This window comes from Dysgonomonas termitidis (assembly GCF_042654545.1).
GTDB classification, from domain to species: domain Bacteria; phylum Bacteroidota; class Bacteroidia; order Bacteroidales; family Dysgonomonadaceae; genus Dysgonomonas; species Dysgonomonas termitidis.
The window spans coordinates 17,618-31,774 of record NZ_JBHSGN010000063.1; the positions used below are offsets into that span (position 1 = coordinate 17,618).

Annotated in this window: 10 protein-coding genes; 6 read left to right on the plus strand and 4 right to left on the minus strand. The window is 37.6% G+C overall.

Annotated elements, in window-relative coordinates:
- Positions 1 to 59: 59 nt before the first annotated feature.
- From ACFO6W_RS08615 to ACFO6W_RS08630, 4 genes are all read right to left on the minus strand, one after another.
- Positions 60 to 1,970 (minus strand): FISUMP domain-containing protein, encoded by a 1,911-nt coding sequence (locus ACFO6W_RS08615; RefSeq protein WP_379995338.1) that lies wholly within the window; start codon positions 1,968 to 1,970, stop codon positions 60 to 62.
- 12 nt (positions 1,971 to 1,982) lie between these two features.
- On the minus strand, positions 1,983 to 2,873 hold the full coding sequence (locus ACFO6W_RS08620) for a FimB/Mfa2 family fimbrial subunit (RefSeq protein ID WP_379995340.1): 891 nt from the start codon (positions 2,871 to 2,873) through the stop codon (positions 1,983 to 1,985).
- A gap of 103 nt (positions 2,874 to 2,976) precedes the next feature.
- Positions 2,977 to 4,095 carry a hypothetical protein gene (locus ACFO6W_RS08625; protein ID WP_379995342.1) on the minus strand — a complete coding sequence of 373 codons (1,119 nt, stop codon included), beginning with the start codon at positions 4,093 to 4,095 and terminating at the stop codon, positions 2,977 to 2,979.
- Positions 4,096 to 4,336: 241 nt separating this feature from the next.
- Positions 4,337 to 4,693: a DUF3868 domain-containing protein gene (locus ACFO6W_RS08630; RefSeq protein WP_379995344.1), complete on the minus strand. Its 357-nt coding sequence runs from the start codon at positions 4,691 to 4,693 to the stop codon at positions 4,337 to 4,339.
- Between the two features lie 862 nt (positions 4,694 to 5,555).
- Between ACFO6W_RS08630 and ACFO6W_RS08635 the strand changes: the two genes are divergently transcribed.
- From ACFO6W_RS08635 to ACFO6W_RS08660, 6 genes are all read left to right on the plus strand, one after another.
- Positions 5,556 to 6,263 (plus strand): helix-turn-helix domain-containing protein, encoded by a 708-nt coding sequence (locus ACFO6W_RS08635; RefSeq protein ID WP_379995347.1) that lies wholly within the window; start codon positions 5,556 to 5,558, stop codon positions 6,261 to 6,263.
- 479 nt (positions 6,264 to 6,742) lie between these two features.
- A complete protein-coding gene (locus ACFO6W_RS08640; RefSeq protein WP_379995350.1) occupies positions 6,743 to 7,990 on the plus strand; it encodes a FimB/Mfa2 family fimbrial subunit in 1,248 nt (415 codons plus the stop codon).
- A gap of 276 nt (positions 7,991 to 8,266) precedes the next feature.
- A complete protein-coding gene (locus ACFO6W_RS08645) occupies positions 8,267 to 9,139 on the plus strand; it encodes a hypothetical protein (RefSeq protein WP_379995353.1) in 873 nt (290 codons plus the stop codon).
- Between the two features lie 38 nt (positions 9,140 to 9,177).
- On the plus strand, positions 9,178 to 9,777 hold the full coding sequence (locus ACFO6W_RS08650) for a DUF3575 domain-containing protein (RefSeq protein WP_379995355.1): 600 nt from the start codon (positions 9,178 to 9,180) through the stop codon (positions 9,775 to 9,777).
- Between the two features lie 31 nt (positions 9,778 to 9,808).
- Positions 9,809 to 11,668 carry an OmpA family protein gene (locus tag ACFO6W_RS08655; RefSeq protein ID WP_379995358.1) on the plus strand — a complete coding sequence of 620 codons (1,860 nt, stop codon included), beginning with the start codon at positions 9,809 to 9,811 and terminating at the stop codon, positions 11,666 to 11,668.
- A gap of 16 nt (positions 11,669 to 11,684) precedes the next feature.
- On the plus strand, positions 11,685 to 14,147 hold the full coding sequence (locus ACFO6W_RS08660; protein ID WP_379995361.1) for a Calx-beta domain-containing protein: 2,463 nt from the start codon (positions 11,685 to 11,687) through the stop codon (positions 14,145 to 14,147).
- Positions 14,148 to 14,157: the final 10 nt, after the last annotated feature.

Consider the following 14,157-nt stretch of genomic DNA (forward strand, 5'->3'; position numbering starts at 1 on the left):
TATCTTTTATTTTTCATTTTCTATGTGAATGTAAATCGTCATTATAATAGAATTGAATATTAGTCTTTTACACAGCGTACCGAAAGCCAGTTGCTTCCATCAGTTAGTGCCGGACCAGTCATATTGTTGATACTTCCTGTATAATAATATGAGTTATTGTCATTTGAAGAGCTCCACCAATGCCCTTTAATATCCCAATCATGCCATTCATTATTGGCATTTAAATAATAACCGGACATACTGTTGTTGTAATTTGGACCGATCCAGAATTGACCCAAAGAAGGCTGTGATGTAATTTCGCTGATAAGCGCGTCGAATTCTGCCTGGGTGGGTAAATGCCATCCTTGGGGGCATGCATTGTCGATAAGCATTGCCTGATCCCATGTATAGTAATGTTGATAATTATTTATTTCGGAAACAGGATCGACGATTATCCCTATACTTCCGTATTTATTTGAAGCATAGCCCGGTTCGCCACTGCCGGTAAGTTTTTCTTCTCTTGAATTCTCAACCATCCAGCATTTTCCATTGTATAAATGAGTATAGTAGGCACTATTTTCAGTTATTTCCATCAATTCTGCCGTTCCATTATTGCCACAACCTTTTTGAGCCAGTTTTACCACATAATTCATATTACCGGCGATTACAGTTAGCCGGGCCAGCCTTTTTGCCTGATAGTTGTCGCCATTAGTGGATATTTTCCATTTTTTTGTGCTTATCTGCGTTATTTGAAGCCATCCGGTCACATTTTCGTCAGTGTATGTAATAGGGCTTATACTGATTCCGGACGGATGGGTTGTGCTTATTTCTATCTCCTGGTCTTCAATATGGTTTTTGAAATCAATAGAGGCTTTGTCCAGTTTCAGGTTGTACTGGCCTTCGAATATTACATTTTGCCTGGCCAGGTTCCAGGGAGTGACCGTCGCTGTTATTTTTATTTCTCCATCAAAAGCATTCTCGGGGGTTTCAGCTCCTTCGTCATCTACAGATTGTATCTCTATGTCATAAAGATGGTTCCGGAGAATATCCCCGCTGAAATCTCCGTTAAGTGTTGTTGGAATATCTATACGATAATATGTTACTTTGGATGAATTGGCAGGATAGCCATAATAACCGCCGACAACAATAGCTGTCGCTTCACTTCTGTTTTCTGCGCCTTTAGTCTCGAAGGTATATATACTTTGTATAATTTGATGAAAAGCATCTGCTTCGTATAAGATGCTGTTCAGTTTTGTTGTTGCAGCATCTTCAGGCACATCGGCCTTTATTACTTTTGCCCCATCCCAGTAATGATCTTTATAAGCGATATATCCTTTGTCTTTTCGATTGAATATGCACGCGTTTACCAATTGGAAGCCGGCGATACCGGCCTTTGCCCTTACGTCCAGCCTGGCTAACATCCGTGTTAGGTCGAATGTGCCCAAAGCAGAGGTTGTATTACTGATTATGGTAGGAGCTGTCTTATAATACATTGGAATATCGCGTAGGATACCTGAATTGTTATTGTTGGCATCCCATTCGGTGCTGCTGGAGGCTGTAAGAAGAGGTATGACAGAATTTATGTTATCGTTTAATGCAATATTAACAGCATCTAATTCAACAGAGGCGTTTGCTAATATGATCAAGACCTGAGGTCTGTAATATTCCGCAAGAGTTACTCTGAATGTGCCTTCACCATCTTGCAGAGATATATTTTCACCTTTCGACCTATATGCATACAGATAATTTCCACTGCCATCGTCCATGAATGCAAGTACCTCAATTGTTCTTACATGCTGTTCCTCTCCTTCCGTCATCGATTTGGTGGCGGATGATGCGTCTTTCCGCATATCTCCGGGGAGTTTCAATGAAAGTGTGACGCTCTTCATTTTTCCTTCATTAATTATGTTATTTGGTTTATCATAATCCTGACAGGAAAATCCCAGAGTAAAGAGAATCAATATGATATAGAATAATACTTTTTTCATCATTAACCTGTTATGTTAAATTGCTGGTTCAACGGGTACCTCTTCCCATTTGAGAAGCTCTATCGTTATATTTCCGTTTTTAAACTGAATCAGTATTGGAATAGTCAGTTCTTCTCCTTCTTGAACCGTGATGGAGTTATCTTCCATGAATTTACGAAGTCCTACTGTGCATAATATATTGTTCCCTATAGCATTATCCAAAAGCTCTATCGTTATAGGGTTGTCATTTTCAAATCGTAAGGTGTTGCATCGAGCAACGGCCGTTTTTTCTGTATTATCTATCTTTACGGTAGGGTGGTAAGTCGTGCTCATTCCTGTTGTTTGCATTTCGAAGTTGCAGGCCGGATTGAGATTGTTTATTCTTATTACCGGATAATTTGAAGGCAGGAGATTTGTAGCTAATGAAGCCAGGCCTTTCACATATACATGTATCTTGATATGTGAAGGTTTGAAATGAACAGTATGTTCAACTTTATTTCTGGATTTAACCGTGAAATTGTGTTTCCCGTAATATAGAGAATCATGTGTTGGAATTTGCAGGGATGTTCCATAATTGGGATGTGAAACTTCCCCGTCATGCATAGATGAATTGGGGTCGAAGCAGGTAATGCGGGTATCATCGAAAGCATTTCCCCAACAAATAGCAGTATATTCTCCTGTATTAAGTGTTAAATAAGTTCCTTGGAATGTATTAAGATCATCTTTGTCAACTTGTTGATTGAGAACATGTACACCGTCTTTATCAAAAATACCGACATTCACCCGGTTGATATGATCCGGAAAACTGGAATAATTGAAATGCAAAATCACATTATTAAGAGGAGGACAGTCGTCCATGTTGTCGCCTATACATCCGGAGAAGAATGTCAATAGGATAAGTACAGGCAGAGCTTTCAACAGTTTCATTTATTTTCTTTTTAAATTTCCTCGTTTCAAAAAATCCATGCAAGCGGGCAGAAAAGCCTGCCTGCATAGATTTATAATTAAGTCTAGTGCGCCTATTGGTAAATTATAGAGCCGGATCAACGTCTACACCTTCCCATGCTTGTACCTGAACAGTTACTTCAACATTTCTTGCTCCGGTCTCCGGTTTCGGATTTAAATCTTTACCATCTATGTCGAGAGATGTGATTTTGTACACTTTTCCGGCTTCAAGATGAGTCAATTCAGAACTTGTACTGCTGTCTATCAATTTTGTTATTGTCAGATATGCCGGCGAAAAACCAAGATTACCACTACCACTTCCAGTAGTTACATCTTCCAGTTTTACAATAATATGGGGAACAGAGGTGTGAACTTCACTATCGATAGTTGTACCCTTGCCTGCAACAGGAGGCATGATAAAGTATGCCCATTTCGCGAGTGCATTAGCTGGTTTGAAAGAATCGTCGGCAGTAACACTTGCATTTGTCCATTCATCTTTGAAACGTACCGGATATGATCCGTCTGTGAATGCTATATCATTTGCTCCATATTGTAAGATATCTGTTGCCAGCGTAGGTATGTCGGCATAGCTTAAACTAACTTTTGTGTAAGTATTATTTATATAAATACCAGTTAGTTTAAAATCTACCAAAGGTAATACTGCTCCGGTCGTTTTGGCTTTTATTTCGCTAATTTCGATGCGGGATACTGCTGCCCGTACCGGAACGTTTACAGATGCATCTCCTGTACCTGTAATAGTACCCGAACCTAACAAGTTAACATCTGTTTCCGCATGTGTTTGTGCGCTGTGTTCAAACATTACAGCTTCCAATTCGGCTTTGGTTGTTATGGACGCAGCCGGTAATAACGGAGATCCTAAAGCCCCTGTATTACCAACTATGATAATTTCGTCAGCAGCCGCAGGGACATCCTGAAATTGCTTAACCGGGAATCCGGCTTCGCTATCGCTCATAGAACCCCTTTTCAATATATTACCACCTCCGATGAAGAATACTTCAGCGTCATAGATCACCGGGGTCTCACCTACGGCGGTTTCTTCTTCGGCATATGTTGTTGGCTTCACGATTTTAACTGTTACATTTTTCGGTTCCCCGGTATCTTCCGGGACAGTCTCATCACTACCACAGCTCGCAAAGCTGAAAAGAAGAGTAGCAGCTGTAATCATTACATACTTAAATTTCATTTTCAATTGTTTTTAATGAATAATAAATTAATTGTGTTATCAGAATATTTTTAATTACACGGAATCTATTCTAATCATAGAATAATTCTATGTAGATTATACTTTTTGTGAAAGAAATTATTAATCAGGAATATATTGCAACATATTTAATCTGCATGCAATTGATCCTTTTCATTGGTAATTATAAAAGCATTCTGGGCTCTATGCTGTTATGATTGTTGAATTCTAACCTGAAAATCCGTTATTCCAATACTAGCTTTATTTGGGTATTATCCATCCAGTTTTCATAATTGATCTGTACAGAATATGTACAACTGAATGATTTACTCCCATCGATCGCCTTATATATATTATATACTGAGTTTACATTTTTTTTGCCTACCGAACGTACCATTTGTTTATAACCTTTATGCCGGCTTTTACCATTAATCAAAAAGTAAGGAAGTTCTCTTTTATTCTTACCTCCTGTCAGTAGGGGGGTAAGTGTCATATATCCATTTTCTTTTATAGAAAAAGGAGGCATTTTAATTTGCATATCAATTTGCAGATATTCTCCTTTTTTTATAAACTTATCTTTTTGAATAATCTGTGAAATCATAATTATTTTTCTTTACAATTACAGGCCAAACTATATTAACAAATAAGGAAGTAAGAGCACTGTAATGATTTACCGTCGTTCTACAGTTACAAAAGTAATTGGACTTTTTATCTGTCTTGTTATTTAAACTTACCTAGAATTACATAGAAATTACCTTTTTGATATTTATATTAATATTATTTAATGGAGTTTAAAATTTTAAAAAATACATTTTTGTTTCAATTTGTTACTTTATTGAATTGTATGTCATTTGTAATCAGATTCAATAGATGTTTAAATATTACAGAATGATTGTATGGCTTACTAATAGTCATTTCTGAACTGTATCTCAAATAAATAAAAATTATAGACACTACCGGTATGAGGCAAATTCATCACTAACTATACAGTTGATATTTTTTTATGAATGAAAAAATGTACCCGGTTTATATTAAAAAAATTAATATATTTGCGTACACTAATATAAAAAATAGGAGCAGGCTTCTTCTATAAATAAAGAGGGGATAATATTTCGCAAATGTCAAAAACTATTGTATTTATAAAACAGAGAGATCTTAACTGAATAAGCCGAGAATAAAATAATTTACCTGAAACGAAGTGTATAAGTGAGTGATATGATTTACTATCTCTTAGATGGTTTCTTTATCTCATATATGTACTTCCGCTTGGGATTTGTTAACACGTCAAAATAACATATATATTGATTATGGGTATCATTACGGACTTCCATGAGCATAAAACATGTGTCAATTATGAGGATGTTAACACTAACTCAAATAAAAAACCAATTATTGAAATTACTGAATTCGTGAAAGGGAAAATTAAGGAGAAAACTCTCTCCGAATCTAAAATCATGTTAGTTATGAAAGGCGAATTTCGTATATCGTATGAGAGGCATATCGATAAAAGAGTAAAGGAAGGGAAGATGCTCTTACTTCCGTCCAGCAGCAAATATATTGCAAGGGCAGAAGAAGATGCCTCCATCCTTATTTTTAGACTCCGGGATAAGATTGAATTATGTGATCGTGTAGGTTTGGAACAGTTGTTTCATAAGTTTAAAGAACCGGATCAGACCTTTAATCTATTGGATATAAAAGAAGAAATCGCTTATTACCTTATAGGTCTGAAAGCTTGTTTGGCAGATGGATTGCGTTGCCGTTATTATTTTGAACTGAAAATGAAAGAATTCTTCTTTCTTATAAGATCTTATTATACAAAGGAAGAGCTGGCCCGGTTTTTTTACCCGTTATTGAGTAACGATACAAGCTTCTCCGAGTTTGTATATAATAATTACAGTAAGGTAAAAACAGTACAGGAATTAGCGTCATTGTCTAATTATAGTCATTCCGGTTTTATAAAGCGTTTTAAAAAAACATTTGGTGTCCCGGCTTATCAATGGATCAAGCAACAGAAGGCAAGCCGGATACTTCATGAAATTAATTGTACGGATAAAACATTAAAGGAGATTTGCGATGAACATGATTTTAGCTCCTTGTCGCAATTCAATGATTTCTGTAAATCTAATTTTGGATATCCTCCTAGTTACATAAGAAAGAATAAAGCATTCTGACAAAAATAAATCAGAATCAACTGCAAGCGTTAAAAAATAATACTGGCGCAACTGATCTTTTTCGGTTGCGCCATTTTTTTTAGCTGTATTGCTACTATTTATGAGACTGATTGTAATTCCGTTTAATACTTCTGATGGAAGGTAATATATACTGTTTTATATCGGATCAACTAAAATATATGTCAGAATTATGTAATAAGGGGTAAATATTAATAAGTGTATAAAGCGTTTATTAGCCTAAGTTTGCAGAGGTTTTTTCCAGTTAGTGTTCATCTATCACTGTTTTGTGATACAAAGGTAAATTTTTAGTTTTTAATTGTGACAAACTACAAAAAAAATTAATCATTTAAAATCAAATGTTGAAGCTATGTCTTTTTTATGAAAAGCGAAGCCAGACAGTTATTAAAGTAAAATATTACGAGGCCAATGTTAACGGTATTTTATGATTAATAACAGAGTATAATTTAATTATTTAACAAATGAAGAAAGTTTTTATTACTTTAATTACAGCTACACTATTGTTTTCTGCATGTAGTAACGATGACGCGCAGAAGCCTGATGGAGGCGAAAACAAGACAGGTTCATTATCATTCGATCTTGCGTTTGAAGAAGCAGGTTCGGGTATTAAAGCTGCTGCTTTATCAAGGGCTATACCAATTACAGGTTGGGCGAATATTGAACGAGTACAAATGTTTTTATATGAGCAGGGTACGGGCAAAGTAGTTTTCTCTTATGAAGTTCAGCCTTCTGCGGGCAATACTTCTTTTCCGTGGTCTAATATTCCTGTAGGGGATTATGACCTGGCTTTGGTTGCGAATATGAAAAATACCGCAAAGAATAATATTACCACTTATGTCGCCGGAGGTGCAACCAGCGAGGCAATTACTGATTTTAATGTCAGGGGGAGAAATCTGAATTCCCAGATATTTATGGACCTTAGAGAAATTACTTTTCCTACGGGACATATTTTTGAAACAGGGAAAAAAGCTTATGCTCCTGCACCGGAAGTATTTACCGCATATGCGGAAGATGTACATATAGTGGAAGGAACACCAGCTAATTTAGGTACTTTAAGGCTTAAACGCGATGTTTCCCTTATGCGTGTGAGAATCAATAAAAAAGCTGAATTCCTTAATGAAACAGGCCGAGAAGTAAGCTTCGCCGATGCTTCAAACTTGATTGTGATTCATAGGTTGCCTGCCGGTTTCGGGGTCAAAACACCGCATACAACTCCTGTGTTTTTGGGTGGTATTTTAAATCAGAATTCAAACGAGAATCGGATAATGATAGGTGCTACCGGTAATACAACATTCAATACTGCTGATCCAGGTGCAGATAAATATAAAAACCCTGAAATCATAGATGCAGACTTCACTCTGTGGCAGGATATAATTGTATTGCCTAACGTTCTGACAACCGCCAGCATGGATATTAGCGCTGATGCAGACGATAGCAGGAAATACTTTGTAGTAATCAGTGCTTTGGCTCCAGCAGGATATAAGCTTGATGATGGAACGGTGTTAACAACCCCAACTCCTCTATACTGGTCTGGAAATATCAAGGGAGGGTTCACTCCGAATGTAATTCGTGAAGTAAATCTAACGATAAGATCTCGTGGCTCGATTGTAAATCCTCCGGGACCAGAAGAAGAAGGTGATTTAATAATTACAGTTGAACCACCTCAGGACTGGAATGATAACATACAAAGAACAGATCAGGAAGTTTAATTAAATACATCATCAGACACATCAATCTATTACTTGATCTTCTCCTTTAGATGCAATGATCCGGAATCGAATCCGGGTCGTTGCATAGGAAGGGGGTTACCTAAACAGAAGCTTTCTCTTCACAAAGCAAAAGAACAAATGACAAATAGAATATATAGCGGTCTTCTTTATTTTATAATATTATCGGTATGCATATGTTTTGCATCATCTTGCACATACGATTATTTCGAAGATGAGTCAAACTATGTGATATATGTCCCAAAAGTTGACATAAATATGAGGACCGATACTTATAAAATAGACAATATCAGTATCCTTATATATAATAACAATCTGGAAAAGGAGCGTTATTCATCCTATCCTTTTGAGGATAATGCCCGGACAAAACTGGGGAATTTTAATTTCAAACTTTTTCCTGGTGAACATTCTGCATACTGCTTCACGAATATAGCAGGGATCAATTTCCCGGAAATTGAAACATTTAGCACGGCCAGGTTTGAATTGAAACAAAATGAAAGTGGATATTATGAAGAACCGCCTGCAATTTTGTTGGAAAGTAAGAGACCGTTTATACATTTTCCCGGACCGATAGTGACAGATACTGTATGGTTCGAAGAAGTATATGTAGGACGTATATGTATTGCTTTCAAAAATATGACCAACCTGAGTCCTTCTCTCACATTTGACAATATAAAGAACGTTGAAATATTGGCGAAGGGAGTAGGAGTTACACAATACTTATCTCAAATAGAAATAACCGATCCCCTTGAAACACGATCTTCACGCTATAGTATCGACGATAAAATTTTACTTACATCACAATTGTCCCAAGATCCATATCCGGATTTTGATTTTGGATTTGATAATTACTATTTCCCTTCTCTGAGTGCAGTGGATGGTATAACAGAACCGATAAGCCTCCAGTTGAACTTTCTGAGCGGAAATAACAATATAATAAGCACACTTGCTATAGACCTGATAGACAGACTTACCGGAGAAGCAATCATTCTCCATACGGGAGAGACTCTTCTCGTAACAGTGGACGGAAATAATATACAGATACTTCATTTAGAAGATCCGTCTGACTGGAATTCTGGTATCGAATCAGGAGGTAATAACACTCCCGGAGGTGGAGGAACAGAGATATGATAGAAACGAATAACTAATAAATTAACACGATAGAATAAATGAAACGTCCTTTACGGTATATATTCAGTAGCTTACTTTTATTCATAGTCTGTTGTCCTAAAGCCGACGCGCAGGCTATAAAAACAAACATTCCTCTGATTGCGACAGGAAATCCTAATATAGGCATTGAATGGTCGATCAGTAAACAGTTTACAGTCAACGGCGATATTCTTTGGGCGCCTTATCTGTTCAAAAAGAAAGAGGAGGTATTCAGAACACTGATAGGGAACATCGATTTGCGATATTATGTAAACCCTAAATATTACTATACTAACGATCTTTGGGATGGCTTATATATCGGTCCTTATGCTATGGCCGGAAATTTTAATATTGGTCTTAAAAACAGCGACGATACTAAAACCAGTTACCGTAGAAAAGGGTGGGGGCTTTCCACCGGTGCTACTATCGGCTATAAGTTCTATTTATCCAGCAGATTTAGATTGGACATCAATGCCGGGGTAGGATATGCCCATCTTCAATATGACAAATTTGAATTGGGAGGAGAATTCGCTGAGTTTCCTTTAGAAAGAAAAAAAACGAAAAGTTATTGGGGACCGACCAAATTTGGAGTTCACTTAGTGTATAATATATTCAGATAATATATAACTAATGATAAACAGAAAAATAAGAATGCGATTTTTATCCTTATGCTGTCTGGTAGCATTGTCTTTTAATACATACTCACAGGATGTACGACAAGATAAGCTGGATAATAAAGCCCGTAAAATAGAGGTGAAGGCAGATCGTAAGTTTGTAGAGCAAGATTTCGATAAAGCGATGAAACTATACGAGTCGGCAATAAAAGAGGTAAAAACAGATGTTTATACAGCGACTCTTCATCTGAAGACGGCAAGATTATATCTTACATTATTGGATTATGTGGCGGCAATACCTCATTACGATGCTGCAATATCATCAAACGAAAATTTATTAACATCGGTAGACGTCTGCAATTATTTGGATGCATTGAGATATTCCGGTGAAAAAACGAAGGCGATCATCGTTGCCCGGGAGTATGCCTATCGGGATGTATACAGGCGAGATCAGCGCTATCTGAATATATTGCATGCACTAAACTATGAGGATGGTTTTTTGCCGGTAGGAACACCTGAATTTAATATTCAAAAACTTGATAAATTTAATACTGAATATTCTGAATTCTGGGTTGGGAAAATGAGGAATGAGTATTTCTATGCTAGCAGCAATAGCCGGTTTCATGATCCTAACAAAAAGTTTTATCACAGAACCAGATATTATTCGCTGGATGAAAATTCCGAATATTCGATCAACTCGGCTAAAAAAGGCAGATCGAAATCATTATTACATATGATTCCTGTCGATTTACAGAATGGACCTTTATCGTTCTCCGACGATATGTCGAAAATGATTGTAACGGAAGTTGCATACGATAAAGGAGAATCTGTAGAAATGTCTTCAGATGGGGTGAACGCCTATAAAACAAAATTATGTTATTCCGAATACAATAAGAATCGCAAAGGCTGGTCTGCATTCCAGTCTGCTTTTCCTCAGCGGGAAGAAGCTTCTTATGCGCATCCTTTCATCTTTAACAGAAATAGGTCTGTACTCTTTTCATCCGATATGGAGGGGGGATATGGAGGTTATGACATATATATTGTTCATTGGGACGATAAACTTCAGATCTGGGGCGACCCCATTAATCTGGGAGCACAGGTCAATACAGAAGGTGATGAGATATCTCCGGCCGTATTTAATGATATGCTGGTATTCTCATCAAATGGACATATTGGTTTCGGGGGGTATGATATCTATGGTATCAGCTATGAAAATGGTAAGATAATAAATGGAAGTCTTACTCATTTCGATTATCCTATAAATACTGTGCTTAACGATTTCAGTATGCTGAGGATAGATAAGGATAGAGGATATGTGGTGTCAGACAGGCAACGTTTCAATAAAGATGATATATATTATTTTGAACGTAATAAGAATTTCAAAGGTGAAAAACTTATATACGGCATGTCGGAAGCGGATGCAATAACAAATGGAGCAATTGTCTTAGTGAACAACGAAGGCAATTATAACAGTCCTCGCAGGGAGTCTGTGCCTGAGTTCAACCTGGAATCGGAATCCTTACTGAGTATATATTTTGACTTCGATAAATCAGTTTTGCTTCCTTCTGCTATTCAGGAGTTGAAAGCGTGGCTTGCAGAGACAGATCTCAATAACATAGAATCTTTAATCATTGATGGATATGCAGATGAAATGGGTACAGATGCCTACAACTACAATCTATCGAGAAGAAGGGCTGAGGTTGTCGCTCAATGGTTATCCGAACAGGGAATTAAAGCGCGTGCAAGGGTGACAGGAAAAGGAAAGATATTTGTCAATAACGAGTCGCCATTGGATGTTCCTTTTTATAGTGATACACAGAATACTTCAATCTGGAACCATCGGATATGGATGAACCGCAAAGCCAGACGGGTAGATATAAAAGCAGTAATTAAATAACATAACAAATATATACATGAAGTACAGAAGAAAAATATTCGAAAGTTTACTGATTTGTGCTCTATTGATTGGGTTTTCAGTACAAAAAACTAATGCTCAGTATATGCCTGTAGTCTATGACAGGACATATGATGGCGAAGATATCCAATATCAGCATATATATCCGGCTTCAGACGGTCAGGTTGTACTGGTTGGTTCTATTGGCGAAAAAACAACGATAACATGGGTAAAGCGCAATGGAGACATATACTTTTCTCATTCGTTGCCATCGGGTTTCACATCAGTGAATAACGTTTCTTATATAGAGAAAGATAAAATATTGATTCTGGGGCAGTCGAATTACCTGATTCTGAGAACAAAGACTAATAAGGTCTGCGGCCGTGCAATTATAGTAGACAATACCGGGAAGATCCTGACAGATGTATATCTGGGAGAAGACGGGAGTGAACTATTCTGCGGAAAAGTATTGAAAGACGGCAACCTTGTACTCGGTGGATATGAACCCAAGACTGGAGATGTAAGGGCCGGATTGCTGGGGAAAGTAGATGCTACAGGGAAGGTTATATATAAATATCTTTCCAGCGAAAGCGGGACTTGTGTAGGTTTCGATGTATTAGGAAGCACAACGGAATACATACATGCGGCATTTACCGGAGAAGATGGTACATCTGCTTCTGTCGTCCGGTTAGATAGTAAAGGAAAACCCTTCTTTGCAACTAATCTGCCCGATCAGGGTTTTCATATACACAAAATGATAACAGCGCCGGATGATCATATTTTCCTTATAGGAAGCAGTGTCTCTACGGGTGGCCGTGTCATTAAAATCAGAACGGAAGGTGATATTGTCTTTAACAAAGAGATTGTGCCTGCGTCTGAATTTTCTACATTGGAACATTTGTATCTGGCAAATAATGGAAATATTCTGGTTGGTGGCAATGGTGGTGATAAATGCTATTACTCGCTTTTACGTAACGATGGTACCGACTTACTGAAGTATATCCTAAGGGGAAGCATATCTGGTATGGGTATGAATCCAGTTTCGGGAGAATCTGTTGTAGTTGGCTTTGATGCTGACCGTGGTCGTGGTACAATTGTAGGACTGGCCAAGGACGGCCGTCAGATATATCAGAAATCTACCGACGGTAATTTTGATAAGACTCAATTGACTCAGAATGGTATTTTCCTTGCCAGTACAGCAACAGGCCGTATCTGTATGCTCTCAAATATGGGTGAGATGCTCTTCGATCGCTATGCTATCGAAAATGAAAGGAATATTTTTGAAGAAATCAACTTTACATCTAACGGTGATATATTATTCAAAGGAAAAAACAATCGTGTAGTGAAACTGGGACATGGAGTATATGTGTCTGATGTGAGAATAAACAAGCCTGTCAATGGTTACACTACAGCATTGTTTACGGTTACGCTTACCGGATATTCAACTACAGAGCAAGGTGTCCCTGTACCGGTGACAGTTGAGTACGGAACTAAAGCAGGGACAGCTACGGAAGCTGACAACTATTCCCCTATAAAAGGAAGCCTGTCTTTTGTTCCATCCAATGACGGTGCTACACGCTATATGATAAAACAGGATGTCGAAGTTCCTATCAAGGCCAACAACCTGATGGAGGGACGCAAAATATTCGAAATGCATCTGTCCAATGTAAATCACAGTTATCTGGTGAAACCAGTAGGTTTAGGTACAATCGAAGATCAGGAAGTACTGGTAAAACTGGTGAATACAGAAGATGGTGTAGAGGATCAGAAAGATGTGGCTTACGAATTGGGGATATTTAAAACGAACGGCGAAATGCTGGTGAATTCCACCGGGTCGGACATTGTTATAGATGGTATTTATGGAAAAGGAACGGCTGATGCTTTGGATTTTGATATGGGGATTATCCCCCGTGTTGTAATAACCAAAGGACAAAAAACAGGTAAGTTCAATGTAAGGACGCTTAACGATACACGTTACGAATTACCTAAAACTGTAGTAGTGGATTTCAATAAGATACATGCTATAAACGATGCGAATATCAACTTTGAAAGTTCACTTCTGAGTTGTGCCGGTAATATTATTGACCAACAGGCTATGATTGCAATTACATCTTTGGGCGATCATGGAAGAATGAATAATATCGTATCGGGTTTTTATCGTATCTCATTGTTGAGAGCATCTGACGGAGCGTTACTTACCAATGCTACAGGAGGAGATGTTAATGTGACATGTTCGATAGGAGCCGAAACGACGGCAACAGAGGGTAAAGACTTTGTCCTTACCAACCTGCACGACCTGCGTATCTGGGGAGACGGCAATCGCAGTACTGTTAATCTGAACGGTATTGTCCTCTACGACAAAGATAAGGCAGGACCTAAAAAATTATCAATGGAAATTAATTCTGTAACAACACCGGAGTATAGCCCACAAATATCCATTTCGACAGAAGGCAAATCAGCAAGCTTTGTGATTAACGATTAAGCACTAAAAG